Here is an 18,041-nt window from a genome sequence, read left to right on the forward strand (position 1 = left end):
ACGCCCACTTTGCTCGTCTTTTGCAATTTTCCCGCGCATCAAGAAGGCGTCAGGACCGACGCGGGCGCGGAGGTGGGCACCGCCGCACCGAAGGCGATCTTTCCCGCCCATGAGAAAGTCATTCCTGTGATCGTCATACCCAACCCGGTGCAGCGACGGCCCGGGCGCCTCACCGCCGTCGCCCTGCTGGCCGCCGCCCTCGCCCTGACCGCCTGCGGAACACAGCGCGCCACCCAGCCGACGGCGGCCGCGCCGACCACCCCGACCAGCACGGACGTCCCGAGCGCCACACCGTACGCGGAACCCGGGGCCGGCGACGGCGCGCCGCACTACCGAGAGAACAACGGCTCCCGGATCGCGCGCGACCTGTCCCCCGCCGCCGAGCAGGAGGCCCGCCGGGAGGCCAACCGCATCGAGCCCGTCCTCAAGGGGCTCTGGGAATCCGGCACCTGGGACCCGGCGAGCGTGCGCACCGCACTGCTCCGGCTCGGGTACCCGTCGGAGGACGCCAGGCCGAACACCACGCAGACCGTCGGCGCGCTCACCGTGCGGCCGGGCGAGCCGCGCTTCACGAGCGAGCGGGACTACGTCACCCCCGAGGGCGCCTCGATCAGCCTCCGGGTCCGCCCCGACGCCTGCGTCATCGGGTTCGTGCAGCCGACCAACTACCAGGTGCGGACGAGCGGCCCGTACCCCGAGACCGGCTGCTTCGAGCCGCCGTTCGCGCACTGAGCCCGTCGGCGGAAGCCTCGGCGACGCTCCGTTGTTGCTACCGGGTGGACCCGGACCTCCGTAAGGGGTGAGCACCCATGGCCGACACCATCCCCGGCCCCGGCCCCGAGCGCGCGCCCGGGGCGGAAGCGCCGCTGGACGCCTACTCGCGGATCGTCACCTCCGTCGCCGCTGCCGTGACGCCACGGGTCGCCGCCCTGCACGTCCCCCGGCGCGGCCGGGACGGCTGGTTCAGCACCGCGCTCGGCTCGGCCGTGGTCTTCACCGAGGACGGCTTCCTGCTCACCAACGCCCACGTCGTCGGCCACGCCGACGCCGGCACGCTGGCCTTCGCCGACGGCACCACCGCGCCCTTCCACACCATCGGCGCCGACCCGCTCTCCGACCTCGCGGTACTGCGCGCCGACGGCCCGACCCCCTCGCCGGTGGCGCTCGGCGAGGCCACCGGGCTGCGGGTCGGGCAGCTGGTCGTCGCCGTCGGCAACCCGCTCGGCCTGGCCGGGACGGTCACCGCGGGCGTGGTCAGCGCGCTCGGCCGCTCGCTGCCCGCCCGGGCCGGCAGCGCCGTACGGATCATCGACGACGTGATCCAGACCGACGCCGCGCTCAACCCCGGCAACTCCGGCGGCGCGCTCACCACCGCCGACGGCGAGGTGGTCGGCATCACCACGGCGGTGGCCGGGAACGGGCTGGGCCTGGCGGTCCCGATCAACGCCACCAGCCGGCGGATCATCGCCGCCCTGCTCGCCGACGGCCGGATCCGCCGCGCCTACCTGGGCCTGGCCGGGGTCCCGGCCCCGCTGCCGCCCGCCCTGCGCGAGCGCACCGGGCAGCGCACCGGCCTGCGGATCGTCGAGGTGGTCCCCGACTCCCCGGCCGCGCACTCCGGCCTGCTCGAGGGCGACCTGCTGATCACCGCCGCCGCCGAACCCATGGGCAGCGCCCAGGCCCTCCAGCGGCTGATGCTCGCGGACGCCATCGGCCGCCCGCTGCCGCTCACCGCCCTGCGCGGCGGGGCCCTGGTCGACGTGATCGCCGTCCCGGCCGAACTCCCCACCGAGGACTGACCGACCACCCACCGGCGTGGGTCTTTGACGGTCCGTCACCACTCCTGCTGGGGTGAGCGCATGGAGCCCATCGAACGCATCCGGCAGGCGATCACCCACGAGCGGGAGGAGTGGCACGCCTGGCTCGCCGGGCTGCGGTCCGGCCGGGCACCGGCACCCCAGGGGCGGATCCGGCACGTCTTCGTCCTCGTCCTGGAGAACCGCTCGTTCGACCACATGCTGGGGGTGTCGACCGGCACGGTGGCCGCCGGCAGCCTCCGCCACGGCGTCGGCACGGACGCGGTGACCGGCGCGCCGACCACCGTCGACGGCCCCGACACCCGCGCGGGCAACCACCACGCGGGCAAGGACTACCCCGTCCGGATCGGCGCGCCCTTCGCCCTGCCCGTCGACCCGCCGCACGAGTTCTGCGACGTCCAGCTCCAGCTCGCCTCGACCGCCATCACCGGCCGTCCGCACGACGACCGGTGCGCCTACGACGGCACCTACCCGCCGATCACCCTGGACGGCTTCGTCGACAACTACGTCAACGAGGCGACGGTGAAGCAGAACGCCGAGGCCCTCGCCGACCCCGGCGCCGTCATGGCCTGCTTCACCGCCGAACAGCTCCCCGTCCTCAGCACCCTGGCCCGCGAGTTCGCCGTCTGCGACCGCTGGTTCTCCGCCCTGCCCGGGCCGACCTGGCCCAACCGCTTCTTCCTGCACGCGGCGAGCTCCGCCGGCCTCGACCACAGCCCCGACCCGGTCGACACCGTCCGGTCGCGGCTGAGCGGCTACACGTTCGAACGCGGGACGCTCTACGAAGCCCTGGACGGCAAGGGCCTCCCGTGGCGCGTCTACGCCGGCGACGCGCTCCCCCAGGTCAGCGCGCTCGCCGGGATGGACCTGCTGACGACGCTGGAGCACTACCACCACCTCGACGACCTGACGGAACACCTCCAGGACCCCGCGTACCCGGCCGCCTACACCTTCATCGAACCGAACTACGGCCACGTCCTCACCCACGGCGGTGACTTCCGCTGCGGCAACAGCCAGCACCCGCTCGGCGACGTGACCGACGGCGAGGCGCTGATCAAGTCCGTCTACGAGGGGCTGCGGCGCTCACCGCTCTGGGAGTCCAGCCTGCTCGTCATCACCTACGACGAGCACGGCGGCTTCTACGACCACGTGCCGCCACCCACCGCCGTCCCACCGGGCGACCGCACCGACCCGGAGCACAGCGCCCACGGCTTCCGCTTCGACCGGCTCGGCGTCCGGGTGCCCGCCGTCGTCGTCTCCCCGTGGGTCCCGGCCGCCGCACCCGGCGGCACGGGCGGGCGGAACTGCAACCTGATCGACCACACCCAGTACGACCACGGCTCGCTGCTCGCCACCGTCGAGCGACTGTTCGGACTGGCCCCGCTCACCGACCGCGACGCCCGGGCGAACGACTTCCTCCACCTGCTCTCCGCCGACGCCCCGCGCGAGGCGCCCCACACCCTGCCCGACCCGGCCGAGTCGGGTGTGTCCTGGAAGGCGGAGGCCACCGGCCCGGCCGATCCCGGCCGGCCCGTCACGGCGACGCTGCGCGGGTTCGTCGAGACGGCCGCGATCCAGGAAGCGCGCCTGCACCCGCAGGAGCACGACCGGATCCGCCGGCGGGCCGCCGGGATCGGAACGGTGGCCGACGCCGAGCGGTACCTCGCGGACATCGCCGGACAACTCGGCCGGGCCGGGCTGCGCATCGCCCGGCCGCCCCAGGACTGACCCCGCCGCCCCACCACCGTGGCGGACGGCTGCGCGGGCAGGCCGAGCCCGACGGGAACCCCGCAGCGAGGTCGGACACCGAGTGCGGGGAAAGGGCCTCCAGGGCCTGTCCTACGCGCCCGGCGCGCGCCGCATCGTCCAGAGGGTCGGGCCGTCGGCCGGCAGCCGGACCTCCTCCAGCACCTCGAAGCCGAAGTGCTGGTAGACGGCGAGGTTCTCCCGCTTGGAGGACTCGAGGTGGACCGGCAGGCCCGCGGCGTCCGCCCGGGCCAGGCCGGCGCGCAGCAGTGCGGCGCCCTGGCCGCGGCCCTGGGCGGCCGGGTCGGTGCCGAGCAGCGCCAGGTACCAGTGCGCCTCCTGCGGCGCGGTCGCGGCGGCCGCCGCCACGCACTCCCGGAACCAGCCGGCCCGGTCGCCGAGCAGCGCGGCCAGTTCCCGGATCGTCCCCTCGTCCGGCACGGCCTTCTCCTGGGCCTGCGGCGCGACCCAGATCGCGGCCGCGTGCCCGGTGCGCTCGCACACCCCGTACGGCAGGTACTGCCGGGTGAGCAGTGTGTCGAAGTAGCCGACCAGCGCGGCCGGTCGGGCGGCCTCCTCGGGGAAGAACCAGCACATCATCGGGTCGTCGCCGAAGGCCCGGGCCAGCAGCCGGGCGGTCGGCCCGACGTCCTCGCCCGTGATGCTCGTCGGCCGGTCCGCGTTCGTCATCCGCATACGGACATCCTCCGCGCCCTTATCCCGGGCCACCAGGGTGGGGGGCACCAACTCGGCCACGACGAGCGGGACATGACGGTGCGCGGGGGTGGCGGTGGAGTGGCCGCTGCGGGCGGCGGGCCCGCTGTCCGAACGTCGGCCACTCCACCGCGGGGCGCCGGGGCGCCCCGCCTTCACCTGTCTTCCACCGGTCGCCGCGGGCTCCGGAGTACCGGCCGGGGCCCGGGGGTTCGGCGGCAGCCCGTCCCCGTGCGGGGGCGGGCCGTCCACGGGCGCCTCAGACCGTACGGTCCAGGCGCAGCAGCGCCACCCGCACCCGGCGCCGGGGCAGCGCCGCGGGCAGCGGGAGCAGCAGTGCGGCGGCGGTGAACGCCGCGTAGTGCCAGGTCTCGGGCCAGGCGCCGGACCAGCCGAGCTCGGCGTGCCGGTGCTCGGCGAAGGCATTGCAGCACAGCCAGGCGGCCAGGCCGACCAGCGGCGCGGCCCACGGGCGGGAGAAGTGCCCGACCAGTACGCACAGCGCCAGGTAGGCGGCGAGCGCGGGCGCCCCGGAGTGCAGGGCGCCGACCCGGCCGAGGGCGAGCGCGAGCAGTCCGCCGCCGAGCAGGGCGATGGTGCCCGAGGTGCCGGGCGCCGGCCGCTCCAGCACCGGACGGAAGCGGGCGCCGCCGGGGCGCACCGAGTACATCCGCACCCGTCAGCGGCCCTTCGCCGCGAGCGGTTCGGGCGCCGGGGCGACCGTCAGGTGCCAGCGGGTGCGGCGGTGGAGCGCCTCCAGGTCGTGCAGCAGCTCGGGCACCGGGACGACGAGGACGGGGCAGCCGGCCCGGCGGGCGCAGTACGCGGACACCGACCGCCGCAGCCGGCGGCGCAGCGGGCCGCCGCTGCGGCCGAGCACCAGCAGGTCGTCCGGTCGGTCGGCGACGTGCACCAGGGCGGGGCCGGTCTCGCCGCGGATCACCACGGGCTGCATCAGCACGTCGGGGCCGTCCGTGCCGAAGGCCGCCGCCAGGGCTTCGTCCAGGCGCCGCTCGGCGGCCTCCCGCACGGCGGCGAGCAGCGGCGGGCAGGGCGAGCGGCGGTAGCCGTGCTCGCCGCCCGGGGGCTCCCAGGCGAGCACCGGCCACAGCACCGCACCGCGGTCGCGGGCCTCGGCCAGGCCGCGGTGCAGCGCGGCCAGACTGCCCAGTGACCCGCTGACCCCGACCACCACCCTGGGTGCCGTGCCGTCCTGGTGCCGCCCGTCGCCGTGCATGATCCGTCCTCGTGTGGTTCGGTCCTCCGTCACTGCCCACCCAATCGCCTCCCGGCCGCCCGCCCGGCCCTCGTTGACGCCTCCCTGACGCCCCGGGCGGCGTTCCGTACGCACTCCATACACGGACCGGCGCGCCACCCTCCGGTGCGCTCTGCGGTACGCCCTGCGTGCGCCCTCCGGGGGCAACCCGGTCGTTCCGGGCGAGGCGCGCGCCTCGGACGGTTATGCATCAGGAATGAAAATCACCCTTCGCGCCGCCCTCGGCGTCCCGCTGATGACCGCCGCCGCCCTGGCCCTGACCTCCGTTCCGGCCACCGCGGCCACCGGGGACCTCGCCATCAACGGCACCACCCAGACCGATCCCTCGGGGTGCTACGCCCTGGACGGGACCGCCAGCGTCGTCGACAACCTCACCGACCGGGCGGCGGAGATCCACTCCGGCGCGGACTGCACCGGAGAGGTCGTCGAGGTGATCGCCGCCGGTGACGACAGCCGCGTCACCGGGGCGCAGAGCCTCTTCATCCCCTGACCCGGTTCGCCCCCCGAGCGGCCGGTGGCACCACGATCGGATGGTGCTATCGTCACTAGCACCATGTTGCTGAAGCTGGACCTTGGCGACGCCCGCCCCCTGCACGAGCAGGTGGCGGGCGCGATCAGACGGGCCGTCGCGGAGGGCGAGTGCGCCCCCGGCGACAAGCTGCCGCCCGCCCGGGAGCTGTCCCGGGCCCTCGGCGTGAACACCAACACCGTGCTGCGCGGGCTGCGCGCCCTGCGCGACGAGGGGGTGCTGGAGTTCCGCCGGGGCCGCGGCATCACGGTCGCCACCGATGCCGACACCCGTAGCGAACTGGTCGAGCGGGTACGGCAGTTGATCGCGGACGCGGCCCAGGCCGGCTACAGCAGGAACGATCTCGTGGATCTGATCAGGGGGATGTCGTGAAGGACGAAGAAGCCGCCGGGGAACCCGCCCCGGACCGGCCGGTGCGCCGGACGGCGCTGTGGGGGGCCGGGGTCTGGATCCTCGGCGTGACGGCTCTGCTGGTCGCACTGCCGCTGACCGCCCGGGACCGGCTACCGGAGCAGGTGGCCACGCACTGGAGCGGGAGCCGGCCGGACGGTTCGATGCCGCTGACGGCCGCGGCGCTGTTCCCGGCCGGCGTCTGGCTGCTGGTCGCGGCCGGTCTGGCCACCGCGCTGCGGTTCCGGCCCGGCCCGGCCCGCGGCGCCGCCGGACCGGTGCTGGCCGGCACCGGGGTGCTGCTGAGCGGCGCACAGGCCTCGATCGTGCGCGCCAACCTGGACCGGGCCCGCTGGCAGGACGCCGCACCGATGGGCATCGAGGTGCTCCTGATCATTCTCGCGGCCGGCCTGGCGGGCGTGCTGGCCTGGCTGGCGACCCGGCCGGCCGCCGACGGGCCCGCCCGGCCCGGCGGGCCGGTGCTGGAACTCAGGGCCAGCGAGCGGCTGGTCTGGCTCTCCCGGGCCTCCAACCACTGGATGCAGGTGGTCGCCGCAGTGATGGGCCTGCTCACGGCGGCGGGCCTGCTGCTCGCCGCGGCCGGGCGCACCGAGTCCGTGGACTGGGCGTCGGTGGTGCTCTTCGGCCTCGGCGCCGTCGCCCTGCTGCTCTGCTCCTCGGTCCGGGTCCGGGTGGGCGACGACGGCCTGCACGTCGGCTTCGGCCCGTTCGGGCGGCCTGCCCGGCACCTCGCCCCCGAGGAGATCGCCTCCGCCCGGGTCGGCTGGCTCAACGCCCGGCAGGCCGGCGGCTGGGGCTTCCGGGTCTTCCGCGGGGGCACCAGCGTCTTCCTGCGCTCCGGCGAGTGCCTGGTGGTCCGCACCAGGCGCGGGACGGACTTCGTGATCAGCGTGGACGACGCCGAGCGCGGCGCGGCCCTGCTCAACGCACTCGTCCAACGGGCCGGCACGCCGAACGGCTGACCCCGGTCCGGCCCGCCCGCCCCCGCCCGGCCCGCCACCCGTGAGCAGCCCTCCGGTGGCGGGCCGGTTCGTCTGCCGCGAGGCTGGTGCGCGGTCGGACCCGCGCGATCGGACCCGCGCAGTCGGACCCGGCACGGCGGACGAGCGGGCAGGCCGAAGAACGGACGGACGGTGGTACGGGTGACCGGCGGCAACGGCGGTTTCCCCTCCCGCGGTGTGTGGCGCCGCCCCGGGCTGCGCTGGGTGGACGTCCTGGTCGGCGCCGCCCTGGTCGCCGGACTGTACGGACTGCTGCGGCTCGCCCCCTCGCTCGACGCGCCGTTCCTGGCCGACCAGGCCCCCGCCACCGTCTCCACCGACCCCGCCCGGCTGCCCTTCTACGCGGTGCGCTCGCTGCTGCGGATGTTCGTCGCCCTGATCGCCTCGGTGCTGTTCACCTTCGTCTACGCGACCGCCGCCGCCCGGATGCGGCGGGCCGAGAAGGTGCTGCTGCCGGTCCTCGACATCCTCCAGTCGGTGCCGATCCTCGGCTTCCTGTCGATCACCGTCACCGCCTTCATCAACCTCTTCCCCGGCTCCACCCTCGGCCTCGAATGCGCGTCGGTCTTCGCCATCTTCACCTCGATGGCGTGGAACATGACCTTCGCGTTCCACTACTCGCTGGTCAGCCAGCCGCGCGAACTGGACGAGGCGGCCCGGGTGATGCGGCTGACCAAGTGGCAGCGGTTCTGGCGCCTGGACGTGCCCAGCGGCATGATCCCGCTGGTCTGGAACGGGATGATGAGCTTCGGCGGGGCCTGGTTCTTCCTGGCCGCCTCCGAGTCGATCAGTGTGCTCAACCACCGCTACGCGCTGCCCGGGATCGGCTCCTACGCGGCCACCGCCATCGGCAACGGCGACCTGGGCCAGGTCGGCATCGCGATCGGCGTGATGGTCGTCATGGTGATCGGCGTCAACGTGCTGTTCTGGCGGCCGATGACGGCCTGGTCCGAACGCTTCCGGGTGGAGGAGTCGGAGGCCGCCGACCGGCCGCGCAGCCTCGTCCTCGACCTGCTGCGCCGCTCCAGCCTGCCGGAGCTGGCCGCCCGCCCGCTGCGGCCGGTCGGGCTCGCCCTGGACCGGGCCACCCGGGTCTTCGGCCTCGCCGAGCACCCGCTCGCCCGGCCCGCCTCCCGGGAGCGCACCGGGGACGTGTTCTTCGCCGGGGCGGTGGCCGCCGTGGTGGTGCTCGGCGCCTGGAAGGCCTTCGACTACGTCCACACCAGCGTCGGCCTGGGCGAGTTCGGCCACGCCTTCGCGCTCGGCGCGGCCACCTTCGGGCGGGTGCTGGTGCTGCTCGTGGTGGCCACCGTCGTCTGGGTGCCGGTCGGGGTGTGGATCGGCATGGACCCGAAGGTCACCCGCTACGCCCAGCCGGTGGTGCAGGTGCTGGCCAGCTTCCCGGCGAACTTCCTGTTCCCCTTCGCCACCGCCGCGTTCGTCGCCCTCGGCATCTCGCTGAACCTCGGCTCGGTGCTGCTGATGGCGCTCGGCGCCCAGTGGTACATCCTGTTCAACGTGATCGCCGGGGCCTCCGCGATCCCCAGCGACCTGCGCGAGGCGATGACCGGCTTCCAGGTCCGGGGCGGGCTGCGCTGGCGGACCTTCGTCCTGCCGGCGGTCTTCCCGTACTACGTCACCGGCGGCATCACCGCGGCCGGCGGCGCCTGGAACGCCTCGATCGTCGCGGAGGTGGTCGACTACGGCACCCACCACCTGACCGCCACCGGGCTCGGCTCGTACATCGCCGAGGCCACCGGCACCGGCGACTTCCCCAGGATCCTGGTCGGGGTGAGCGTGATGAGCTGCTACGTGGTCGCGCTCAACCGGCTGCTGTGGCGCCGGCTCTACCGGCTCTCCGAGACCCGCTACGCCCTCTGAGGAGACCCACGCGATGACCGCCGCCCCCGCCCGCACCACGATCGTCGAGGCCTCCGCCGTCACCAAGACCTTCACCACCCCGGACGGACGGGCCCTGCCGGTGCTGGACGACATCAGCCTGCACCTGGCCGAGGGCGAGATCGTCGCCCTGCTCGGCAAGTCCGGCTCCGGCAAGTCCACCCTGCTGCGCTGCCTGGCCGGGCTGATCCCGCCCTCCTCCGGGACGGTCAGCTACCGGGGCACCCCGCTGCGGGCCGCCAGCCCGGGAGTGGCGATGGTGTTCCAGTCCTTCGCCCTGCTGCCCTGGCTGACCGTCCAGCAGAACGTCGAACTCAGCCTCCAGGCGCGCGGGGTGGGCGAGGAGGAGCGGCGCGAGCGGGCGCTGCGGGCGATCGACCTGATCGGCCTGGACGGCTTCGAGGGCGCCTACCCCAAGGAGCTGTCCGGCGGGATGCGCCAGCGGGTCGGCTTCGCCCGGGCGCTGGTAGTCGAACCGGACGCGCTGTTCATGGACGAGCCGTTCTCCGCCCTGGACGTGCTGACCGCCGAGAACCTGCGCAACGAACTGGTCGGCCTGTGGGAGGGCCGCGGGGCCCCGGTCAAGTCGATCCTGATCGTCACCCACAACATCGAGGAGGCGGTGCTGCTGGCCGACCGGATCCTCGTGCTGTCCTCCAACCCCGGCCGGATCCGCTCCGAACTGACCGTCGACCTGCCCCGCCCGCGCGACCGCCGCACCCCCCAGTTCGAGGCCCTGGTCGACACCGTCTACGGCATCCTCACCGGCCGCGAGGAGCAGCCCGCCACCGAACCCGCCGCCCGTCAGGCCGTCACCCCGATCACCACACCGTTGCCGCCGGCCACCGTCGGCGGGCTGGCCGGCCTGCTGGAGATCCTGCTGGCGATGGGCGGCGAGGAGGGCCTGGCCGAGATCGCCGACGAGCTCAACTTCGAGGTCGACGACCTGCTCCCGCTGGTCGACGCCGCCGTCCTGCTCGACCTCGCCCGCACCACCGACGGCCGCTTCGCCATCACGCCCGCCGGCCGCGAGTTCGCCGCCGCCGACATCCTCACCAGGAAGCAGCTGTTCGCCCGCCAGGCCGCCCGCCGGGCCCCGCTGGTGCGCGCCGTCGTCCAGTCCCTGGCCGCCACCAGGGACCACAAGCTCCGCGAGGACCTCTTCCTCGACCTGCTGCGGTCCGGCTACGACACCGCGGACGCCCGGCGCCAGTTGGAGACCGCCATCGACTGGGGCCGCTACGGCGAGCTCTACGACTACGACGCGGACGACGCGGAGTTCGCCCTCGAACCCGGCGCCGAGGCCGCGTTGTAGGTCGAGGCCGGAGCGCAGGCCGCCCGACAAACCACCCGATCCGGTGGTGGGTCGATCTCCTCCTGCGGGTACACCAGTTGACGGCCAACCATCGCGCTCACCAGCGAGGAGGCATCCGTGACCGACGACCGGAGTGCCGGAAACACCATCGAGATCCCCGATTCCCCCGACTCCCCCGACTCCCCCCGACGGACCGTCCAGGACGAACGGACCGTGACGTTCCTGCGTTTCGGCGTCGGGGCGATCGGCGTGCTGCTGCCGCCGGCCCTGCCGCTGGGCAACTGGCTGGCGGACGAGCTCACCGGGCGGGCCACGGACGGCTTCTGGCCCGCGTCGATGAGCGCCGCGTACTACGGCGGCACCCGGAACATCTTCGTGGGCGCCCTGTGCGCGCTCGGGGTGTTCCTGATCTGCTACCGGATGGACCAGCGGGACGACCGGTGGAGCACGGCGGCCGGGGTGTTCGCGCTCGGGGTCGCGCTGTGCCCGACGACGCCGTCGGACCCGACCGGGTTGCAGCGCACCGTCGGGGTGTTCCATCTGGTGTTCGCCGGGCTGCTGTTCGTGATGCTGGCGCTGTTCTGCCTGTACTCCTTCCGCAATCCGCGCTCGGCGCAGCCGGCCCGGGTGGCCACGGCGTACCTGGCGGCGGGGGTGCTGATCCTGGTCGCCCTGCTGGCGGCGGTGGTGACGGGGCTGTCGGGGTTCGGGGCCGACTGGGCGGTGCGGCCGGTGTACCTGTGCGAGTGGGTGGCGACCTGGGCGTTCGGTGCGGCCTGGATCGGTGCGGCGGTGGAGCTGGCGGCCGGGCGCGGCGGCCGGGCGGGTGCGCTGCCCCGACAGGCGGTGGGGCTGGAGGTACGGAGTCCGGAGGCGCCCCTCACCTGAACCTTCGTCATACCGTCACACCGGCGAACCGTTACCATGCGCACCAAGACCGGCCGCCCTGGCGCCCGGTGACGGATGCCCGAAGCAACGGGGAGCGAGAGCGTGACGGACGAGCACTACCCCTCGGTCGACCTGCGGATGGACGTGCCCCACTCCGCACGGGTCTACGACTACCTCATCGGCGGGAAGACCAACTTCGAGGCGGACCGGGCCGCCGCGCACGCCTCCGTCCGGGCCTGGCCGGCGCTGCCGACGTCCATGCGGACCACCCGCGCCTTCATGCAGCGCTCGGTGCGCCACCTCACCGAGCAGTACGGGGTGCGGCAGTTCCTGGACATCGGCACCGGCATCCCCACCTCGCCCAACGTGCACGAGATCGCCCAGGCGATCGCCCCCGAGGCCCGGGTCGGCTACGTCGACAACGACCCGATCGTGCTGACCCACGCGCGCGCCCTGATGGACAGCACGCCCCAGGGCCGCACCTGTTACGTGGACGCCGACTTCCGGAACCCGGAGTCGATCATCGAGGACCCCCGGCTGCGCGAGATGCTCGACCTCTCGCAGCCGGTGGCGCTCTCGCTGATCGCCATCGTGCACTTCGTGCTGGACGAGGACGACCCGCAGGGCATCGTGCGCCGCTTCATGGACGCGCTGGCGCCCGGCAGCTTCCTCGCCCTCACCGTGTTCACCGGCGACACCGACCCGGTCGGGGTGGGCGGCGTCGGCCGGGAGTACAACGCCCGCGGCATCCCGCTGCAGATCCGCGACAAGGCCGAGACCGAGGCCTTCTTCGACGGCTACCGGCTGCTCGACCCGGGGGTCACCCTGGTCCACCACTGGCGGCCGGACCCGGACGCCCCGGCGATCCGCGACCGGGACATCGCGATGTACGCGGGCGTGGCCGTCAAGGACTGACCTCACCGACGGGGCGGGACCTGATCGGCCGGGGCCTGTCCGGGTCAGCCGGGAACGGCGACCAGGCCCGCCTCGTAGGCGAGGATCACCAGTTGGACCCGGTCGCGGGCGTCCAGCTTGGCGAGCAGACGGGTCATGTAGGTCTTCACGGTGGCGATGCTGAGCACCAGTTCGGCGGCGATCTCGGTGTTGGACAGGCCCCGGCCGACCAGGGTGAGGATCTCCCGCTCCCGCTCGGTGATCACCTCCAGCCGCCGCGCGGCGGCGGCCGGTGCGGGCTTGGGCTGCTGGGCCGCGAACGCCCCGATCAGCCGCCGGGTGACGCTCGGGGCGATCAGCGCCTCCCCCGCGGCCACCACCCGCACCGCGGCGAGGATGTCGTCCAGCGCCATGTCCTTGACCAGGAAGCCGGAGGCCCCGGCGCGTAGCGCCGCGTACACGTGCTCGTCCTCGTCGAAGGTGGTGAGCACCACGACCTTCGACGGCCCGCCGGCGGCGGTCACCTGCCGGGTGGCCTCGATGCCGTCGGTGCCGGGCATCCGGATGTCCATCACCACGACGTCCGGCCGCAGTTCGGCGGCCAGCCGGACGGCCTCGGCGCCGTCGCCCGCCTCGCCGACCACCTCGACGTCCGTCGTCTCGGTGATCACCATCTCCAACGCGGCCCGCACCAGCGGCTGGTCGTCGGCCAGCACCACCCGGATCATCGGCCGACCCCCGCGGGGACGGGCAGCCGGGCGGCGACCCGGAAGCCGCCGTCCGGGCGCGGCCCGGCCTCGAACTCGCCGTGCAGCAGCGCGACCCGCTCGCGCAGCCCGGCCAGGCCGAAGCCGCTGCCGGGCGTGGAGCCGTGGCCCCGGCCCCGGCCCCGGTCGGCGACCTCCACCCGGAGCTCCTCCGCCCGGCTGCGGTCGACGGTCACCAGGCACTCGGCGGCCCGCGCGTGCCGGACCACGTTGGTCACCGACTCCTGGATGATCCGGAACGCCGAGAGGTCGATCTCCGGTGGCAGCGGGCCCGGTTCGCCCGTGCGCCGCAGCTCCACCCGTACCCCGGCCGCGGTGGTGGTCGCGGCCAGCCGGTCGAGGTCGGCCAGGCCCGCCGGGACGGTGTCGGACACCTCGCCGTCGGCCTGGCGCAGCGCGACCAGCATCCGGCGCAGCGCGGCCAGGGTCTCCCGACCGGCCGCCTCGATCTCGCCCAGTGCCTGCTTGGCCCGCTCCGGCCGGCGGTCGATCACCCGGCGGGCCGCGCCGGCCTGGAGGGCCACGATGCCGATGCTGTGCGCGACGGTGTCGTGCATCTCCCGGGCGATCCGCAGCCGTTCGGCGGTCACCGCCTCGGCGGCGGCCCGGCTGCTCAGGGTCTCGGCGTGCTCCCGGTTCTGCCGCACCGAGCGCCCGGCCAGCCAGGCGACCAGGGCCAGCAGCGCCGCGCCGTCGGCCGAGCCGATGTGGGTGCCGGTGAAGATGCCGACGGTGTTGCCGTGCACCAGGCCCATGTGCAGCACCAGGAAGAGCGCCGCCACGGCGAAGGCGGCGCGCGAACTGCGGCGCGGGGCATGGGCGGTGATCAGGAACAGTGCGACGTACACCGCCAGCAGGGCGGCCGGGGACACCTGGGTGTGGCCGGCCCAGCCGTCGGTCTCCGTCCAGGTGGCGATCAGCAGCACGACGACCGAGAGCACCGGCAGCCGGCGCACCAGCGCCGCGCCGACGAAGGCGATCGCGGTGTCGCCCAGGGTGAAGGCGAGACCGCCGTGCAGGGCGGCGCCGCGGTGCAACGGGCTGGAGGCGCCGAGCAGCACGGCGGGGTAGGCGGCGGCCACACACCAGGCGAGGGCGACCCACGCCTCGGGCGGGACACGCCGGATGAACGGGGGCGTAGGTGTCGCGGGCATGGTTCAAGATCGTAACGGTGGGGTCGGGCGCCGTCATCCAACCCTGGTTGTACGACCGGGGCCGACCCGCGGTGTCGACACCGGTCCGATGCGGCGGCCGGGGCTCCCCCGGCACTGTGGTGCCCATGATCGAAGTCATCGAGCTGACCAAGCAATACGGCCGCCGCACCGCCGTCGACCGGCTGACCTTCACCGTGCGCCCCGGCCACGTCACCGGCTTCCTCGGCCCCAACGGCGCCGGGAAGTCCACCACCCTGCGGATGGTGCTGGGCCTCAACGCCCCCACCTCCGGCACCGCCACCGTGGGCGGCCGGGACTTCCGCGGCCTGCCACGCGGCCTGCGCGAGGTCGGCGCCCTGCTGGACGCCGGGGACGTGCACGGCGGCCGCACCGGCGCCGCCCACCTGCGGGCGCTGGCCCTCGGCAACGCGATCCCGCGCCGACGGGTGGACGAGGTGCTCGCCGAGGTCGGCCTCGCCGACGCCGCCGGGCGCCGGATCGCCGGCTACTCGCTGGGCATGAAGCAGCGCCTGGGCATCGCCGGGGCCCTGCTCGGCGACCCGCCCGTGCTGCTCTTCGACGAGCCGCTGAACGGGCTGGACCCGGAGGGCGTGCTCTGGGTGCGCGGACTGTTCCGCCGGCTCGCCGACGAGGGCCGCACCGTCTTCGTCTCCAGCCACATGATGGCCGAGATGGAGCACACCGCCGACCGGCTGGTGGTGATCGGCCGCGGTCGGCTGATCGCCGACGAGAGCCTCGGCGAGTTCGCCGCCCGGGCCGGACGCGCCGCCGTCAGCGTCCGCGCCGCCGAACCCGACCGGCTGACGGCCGTACTGCGGGCCGCCGGCGCCACCGTCCGCCCCGGGCCGGACGGCGGCCTGGACGTGACCGGTCTCGACGCCGGACAGATCGGCGAACTCGCCCTGGAACAGCGCCTGTTGCTGTACGGCCTGACCGAACGCGGCGCCTCCCTGGAGGAGGCCTTCATGCAACTGACCGCCGACAGCGTCGAATACCTCGCCGGAGACCCCCGTTGAACACCCCCCTGCGCTCCACGACCCCCGTGCACTCCTCGGCCCCTGCCCGATCCGCACCCCCCGTCCGATCCGCGACCCCCGTCCGCCGGGCCCGCTTCGGCGACCTGCTCGCCGCCGAGTGGCTCAAGTTCTGGTCACTGCGCTCGATCCCCTGGGTGCTCGCCGTCGGCGCGCTGGTCATCCTCGCCGCCAATCTCAAGTCCGCCCAGTACACCCACGACCACTACACGCCCGGCGACGGCGACCCGACGACGATGAAGCAGGAGGCCCTGAACGTCTCCTTCATCACCGGCTCCGCCGACGTCGTGATGCTGCTCTCGGGCGGTCTCGGCGCGATCGTCATCGCGGGCGAGTACGCGACCGGCCTGATCCGCACCACCCTGGCCGCCGTCCCCGACCGCCGGGCCGTGCTGCTCGCCAAGGCGGGCGTGCTGACGGCCGTCCTGCTCGGCTTCGGCATCGGCACCGCGGGCCTGTCCTTCGCCCTCACCCAGGCGATGCTGGCCGACCAGGGCATCGGACAGTCGATCACCGACCCGACGGCACTGCGGTACGTGGCGGCGGCCGCGCTGTTCGCCCCGGTCTGCGGACTGGTCGGACTCTGCCTCGGCACCCTGATCCGGCACAGCGCGGGCGCGGCGGTGGGCACCATCGTGCTGCTGTTCTTCCTGCCCTCCGTCGTCACCGAGCGCTACCGCTGGAGCGCCGACCTCCTGCACGCCCTGCCCTTCTCAGCCTGGGGGCGCCTCGCCCGCACCACCCTGGCCGGGATGCGCCCCACCGACTACCCCGCCACCGTCGCCGGCGCCTGGACCACGTACGCGGTGTGGGCGCTGGCCTCGGTGCTCATCGCGGTGGCGGTGATCCGGCGGCGCGACCACTGACGGCGCCGTGACCACCGCCCGGGCCGGCCTCGCGCCGGCCCGCGCACTGGTCGGCGAGGGCGACCAGCAGGGCCGCCAGGACCAGACCGGCCGCGACCGTGACGCCCAGTTGGAAGGCGAGCGCCCAGTCCGGCCGGCGTCCGGAGGCGTGGGCGAAGAAGACCGAACCGACGACGGCGATGCCGACCGCCGAGCCCACCCGCTGGGCGGTCTGCAGGACGCCGCCGGCGCTGCCCGCGCGGGCGAGCGGGACGTGCTGGAGCGTGAGGGTCTGGTTCGGGGCGATCACCAGACCGCTGCCCACCCCGGCGACCAGCAGCGGACCCACCGTCGCCCAGCCGACCGACTGCCCCGACCACAGCTGCACCGCCAGGGCCGAGGCCAGCAGGCCGACCAGCACCAGCAGCAGCCCGAGCACCACCAGCCGCCGGCCGAGCCGGCCCACCAGCCGCCCGCCCACCGGCGCCGCCACGCCCGAGCCGACCGCGAAGGGGGTGATCGCCAGGCCCGCCGTCAGGGCCGAGTAGTGCAGGCCCGCCTGAAGGTAGAGCGTGAAGATGAAGAAGATCGCGGTGAACCCGGCGAAGTACACCAGCGACAGCAGCACCCCCGCCGCGTACGGCCGCACCGCGAACAGCGCCATGCTGACCAGCGGTTCGCGCCGCCGGGCGTCCTGCCGCTCCCCCGCGTAGTGGCGCTCCCAGCCGACGAAGGCCGTCAGCAGCACCGCCGCCAGCGGCAGCAGCAGCCAGCGCGCCGGGCCGTGCCACTGCTGCTCCTGGACGAAGGGCAGCAGCAGGGCGACCGTCCCCGCGCCGAGCAGCAGCACCCCGAGCGGGTCGAAGTCCCGGTGCCCGGCCCGCTCGGCGGCCGGGCGGGGCGGCGGCAGCAGCCGGTAGGCGACCGGCAGGGCGGCCAGGCCGATCGGCAGGTTGACCAGGAACACCCAGCGCCAGCCGTCCTGCGGGCCGAACAGGTGGATCAGCAGCCCGCCCAGCAGCGGCCCGACGGCGGTGGACAGCCCGATGGTCGCGCCCAGCACGCCGAAGGCCCGGCCGCGTTCGGGGCCCTGGAACAGGGTCTGGATGAAGCCGGACACCTGCGGCACCAGCACCCCGCCGGCCGCGCCCTGGAACAGCCGGGCCAGCACCAGCCACTCCTGGTCCTGGGCCGCCCCGGCCAGCGCGCTGGCCGCGGTGAACAGGGCCAGCCCGGTGAGGAAGACGGCCCGCCGGCTGCGGGCGTCGCCGAGCCGCCCGGCGGGGACGAGCACCAGGCCGAAGGCCAGCGCGTAGCCGCTGAGCACCCACTGCAGACCGCTGTCGGACATGTGCAGTCCGGCCCGGACGGTGGGCAGGGCGACGTTCACGATGCTGACGTCCAGCAGGGTCATGAACCCGGCGACCAGGCAGACCGTCAGCGCCCGCCAGCGCCGCACCTCGGCCCGCCCGCCGACGGCGGAGGCGCCGGGCGGCTGCGGGCACGGGCGCTCCGCGTCGCGGGCGGGTGGGGCGGTCATGGGGAGCCTCCTCCCGGCGCCCGGGGGCTGGTCCCGGCTCTGCTCCGGCCCATCCTCACCTGGGCCGAACCCCGCCGCCACCCGAACCCCGTCCGGCCCCATCCGACCCCGGGCGGCCCCGGACGCGAGGGGTGTTCACCCGAACGGACGAACCGGATCGCGACCGGCCACCACGCCCCCGAGGCTGGCG

At 74.7% G+C, this 18,041-nt stretch carries 18 protein-coding genes; 12 read left to right on the plus strand and 6 right to left on the minus strand.

Annotation, left to right across the window (positions count from 1 at the left end; translation table 11 throughout):
- Nucleotides 1–126 precede the first annotated feature (126 nt).
- The 3 genes from AB0F71_RS17180 (at nucleotide 127) to AB0F71_RS17190 (ending at nucleotide 3,545) form a co-directional block, all read left to right on the plus strand.
- Nucleotides 127–732 (plus strand): hypothetical protein, encoded by a 606-nt coding sequence (locus tag AB0F71_RS17180; RefSeq protein ID WP_360234288.1) that lies wholly within the window; start codon nucleotides 127–129, stop codon nucleotides 730–732.
- A gap of 77 nt (nucleotides 733–809) precedes the next feature.
- Complete coding sequence (locus AB0F71_RS17185; RefSeq protein WP_360234291.1) at nucleotides 810–1,799, plus strand: trypsin-like peptidase domain-containing protein; 990 nt, start codon at nucleotides 810–812, stop codon at nucleotides 1,797–1,799.
- A gap of 60 nt (nucleotides 1,800–1,859) precedes the next feature.
- Nucleotides 1,860–3,545: an alkaline phosphatase family protein gene (locus AB0F71_RS17190; protein WP_360234294.1), complete on the plus strand. Its 1,686-nt coding sequence runs from the start codon at nucleotides 1,860–1,862 to the stop codon at nucleotides 3,543–3,545.
- A 111-nt stretch (nucleotides 3,546–3,656) separates the two neighbouring features.
- On the opposite strand, the gene AB0F71_RS17195 is transcribed toward AB0F71_RS17190, so the two are convergent.
- From AB0F71_RS17195 to AB0F71_RS17205, 3 genes are all read right to left on the minus strand, one after another.
- Nucleotides 3,657–4,259 (minus strand): GNAT family N-acetyltransferase, encoded by a 603-nt coding sequence (locus tag AB0F71_RS17195; protein WP_360234297.1) that lies wholly within the window; start codon nucleotides 4,257–4,259, stop codon nucleotides 3,657–3,659.
- A gap of 277 nt (nucleotides 4,260–4,536) precedes the next feature.
- Complete coding sequence (locus AB0F71_RS17200) at nucleotides 4,537–4,953, minus strand: hypothetical protein (RefSeq protein WP_360234300.1); 417 nt, start codon at nucleotides 4,951–4,953, stop codon at nucleotides 4,537–4,539.
- Between the two features lie 3 nt (nucleotides 4,954–4,956).
- Complete coding sequence (locus AB0F71_RS17205) at nucleotides 4,957–5,514, minus strand: universal stress protein (protein WP_360234303.1); 558 nt, start codon at nucleotides 5,512–5,514, stop codon at nucleotides 4,957–4,959.
- Between the two features lie 235 nt (nucleotides 5,515–5,749).
- Here AB0F71_RS17205 and AB0F71_RS17210 point away from each other — a divergent pair, with 235 nt between their 5' ends.
- The 7 genes from AB0F71_RS17210 to AB0F71_RS17240 all read left to right on the plus strand — a co-directional run bounded on the left by AB0F71_RS17210 (nucleotide 5,750) and on the right by AB0F71_RS17240 (nucleotide 12,511).
- Entirely contained in the window at nucleotides 5,750–6,043 is a 294-nt protein-coding gene (locus AB0F71_RS17210) for a hypothetical protein (RefSeq protein ID WP_360234306.1), read from the plus strand.
- Between the two features lie 63 nt (nucleotides 6,044–6,106).
- Entirely contained in the window at nucleotides 6,107–6,454 is a 348-nt protein-coding gene (locus tag AB0F71_RS17215) for a GntR family transcriptional regulator (protein ID WP_360234309.1), read from the plus strand.
- Entirely contained in the window at nucleotides 6,451–7,455 is a 1,005-nt protein-coding gene (locus AB0F71_RS17220; RefSeq protein ID WP_360234312.1) for a DUF1648 domain-containing protein, read from the plus strand. The genes AB0F71_RS17215 and AB0F71_RS17220 overlap by 4 nt, the downstream gene beginning before the upstream one ends.
- Before the next feature lie 180 nt (nucleotides 7,456–7,635).
- A complete protein-coding gene (locus tag AB0F71_RS17225) occupies nucleotides 7,636–9,375 on the plus strand; it encodes an ABC transporter permease subunit (protein ID WP_360234315.1) in 1,740 nt (579 codons plus the stop codon).
- A gap of 13 nt (nucleotides 9,376–9,388) precedes the next feature.
- Complete coding sequence (locus AB0F71_RS17230) at nucleotides 9,389–10,708, plus strand: nitrate/sulfonate/bicarbonate ABC transporter ATP-binding protein (protein ID WP_360234318.1); 1,320 nt, start codon at nucleotides 9,389–9,391, stop codon at nucleotides 10,706–10,708.
- Between the two features lie 117 nt (nucleotides 10,709–10,825).
- Nucleotides 10,826–11,596 (plus strand): hypothetical protein, encoded by a 771-nt coding sequence (locus AB0F71_RS17235; protein WP_360234321.1) that lies wholly within the window; start codon nucleotides 10,826–10,828, stop codon nucleotides 11,594–11,596.
- 138 nt (nucleotides 11,597–11,734) lie between these two features.
- Complete coding sequence (locus tag AB0F71_RS17240) at nucleotides 11,735–12,511, plus strand: SAM-dependent methyltransferase (RefSeq protein ID WP_360234477.1); 777 nt, start codon at nucleotides 11,735–11,737, stop codon at nucleotides 12,509–12,511.
- 44 nt (nucleotides 12,512–12,555) lie between these two features.
- Here AB0F71_RS17240 and AB0F71_RS17245 read toward each other — a convergent pair whose 3' ends face one another.
- Together AB0F71_RS17245 and AB0F71_RS17250 are read right to left on the minus strand one after the other, a co-directional pair.
- Nucleotides 12,556–13,218, minus strand: a complete 663-nt coding sequence (locus tag AB0F71_RS17245) for a response regulator transcription factor (RefSeq protein WP_360234324.1) — start codon at nucleotides 13,216–13,218, stop codon at nucleotides 12,556–12,558.
- A complete protein-coding gene (locus AB0F71_RS17250; protein ID WP_360234327.1) occupies nucleotides 13,215–14,411 on the minus strand; it encodes a sensor histidine kinase in 1,197 nt (398 codons plus the stop codon). The genes AB0F71_RS17245 and AB0F71_RS17250 overlap by 4 nt, the downstream gene beginning before the upstream one ends.
- Before the next feature lie 125 nt (nucleotides 14,412–14,536).
- Between AB0F71_RS17250 and AB0F71_RS17255 the strand changes: the two genes are divergently transcribed.
- Entirely contained in the window at nucleotides 14,537–15,448 is a 912-nt protein-coding gene (locus tag AB0F71_RS17255; RefSeq protein ID WP_360234330.1) for an ATP-binding cassette domain-containing protein, read from the plus strand.
- The gene (locus AB0F71_RS17260) at nucleotides 15,445–16,332 is read left to right on the plus strand and encodes an ABC transporter permease (RefSeq protein WP_360234333.1); all 888 of its coding nucleotides are present in this window, start codon (nucleotides 15,445–15,447) and stop codon (nucleotides 16,330–16,332) included. The genes AB0F71_RS17255 and AB0F71_RS17260 overlap by 4 nt, the downstream gene beginning before the upstream one ends.
- Here the strand turns inward: AB0F71_RS17260 and AB0F71_RS17265 are convergent.
- A complete protein-coding gene (locus AB0F71_RS17265; protein WP_360234336.1) occupies nucleotides 16,295–17,851 on the minus strand; it encodes an MFS transporter in 1,557 nt (518 codons plus the stop codon). The genes AB0F71_RS17260 and AB0F71_RS17265 overlap by 38 nt on opposite strands.
- Nucleotides 17,852–18,041 lie beyond the last annotated feature (190 nt).

The sequence above is a fragment of the Kitasatospora sp. NPDC028055 genome, assembly GCF_040637885.1.
Taxonomy (GTDB): Bacteria; Actinomycetota; Actinomycetes; order Streptomycetales; family Streptomycetaceae; genus Kitasatospora.

What these genes read in the sequence shown, in the direction of transcription:
- AB0F71_RS17265 (WP_360234336.1), bottom strand. Translation starts at nt 17,851, where the DNA reads ATGACCGCCCCACCCGCCCGCGACGCGGAGCGCCCGTGCCCGCAGCCG.
- AB0F71_RS17215 (WP_360234309.1), top strand. Translation starts at nt 6,107, where the DNA reads ATGTTGCTGAAGCTGGACCTTGGCGACGCCCGCCCCCTGCACGAGCAG.
- AB0F71_RS17185 (WP_360234291.1), top strand. Translation starts at nt 810, where the DNA reads ATGGCCGACACCATCCCCGGCCCCGGCCCCGAGCGCGCGCCCGGGGCG.
- AB0F71_RS17245 (WP_360234324.1), bottom strand. Translation starts at nt 13,218, where the DNA reads ATGATCCGGGTGGTGCTGGCCGACGACCAGCCGCTGGTGCGGGCCGCG.
- AB0F71_RS17230 (WP_360234318.1), top strand. Translation starts at nt 9,389, where the DNA reads ATGACCGCCGCCCCCGCCCGCACCACGATCGTCGAGGCCTCCGCCGTC.
- AB0F71_RS17250 (WP_360234327.1), bottom strand. Translation starts at nt 14,411, where the DNA reads ATGCCCGCGACACCTACGCCCCCGTTCATCCGGCGTGTCCCGCCCGAG.
- AB0F71_RS17240 (WP_360234477.1), top strand. Translation starts at nt 11,735, where the DNA reads ATGGACGTGCCCCACTCCGCACGGGTCTACGACTACCTCATCGGCGGG.
- AB0F71_RS17210 (WP_360234306.1), top strand. Translation starts at nt 5,750, where the DNA reads ATGAAAATCACCCTTCGCGCCGCCCTCGGCGTCCCGCTGATGACCGCC.
- AB0F71_RS17255 (WP_360234330.1), top strand. Translation starts at nt 14,537, where the DNA reads ATGATCGAAGTCATCGAGCTGACCAAGCAATACGGCCGCCGCACCGCC.
- AB0F71_RS17190 (WP_360234294.1), top strand. Translation starts at nt 1,860, where the DNA reads ATGGAGCCCATCGAACGCATCCGGCAGGCGATCACCCACGAGCGGGAG.
- AB0F71_RS17195 (WP_360234297.1), bottom strand. Translation starts at nt 4,259, where the DNA reads ATGCGGATGACGAACGCGGACCGGCCGACGAGCATCACGGGCGAGGAC.
- AB0F71_RS17205 (WP_360234303.1), bottom strand. Translation starts at nt 5,514, where the DNA reads ATGCACGGCGACGGGCGGCACCAGGACGGCACGGCACCCAGGGTGGTG.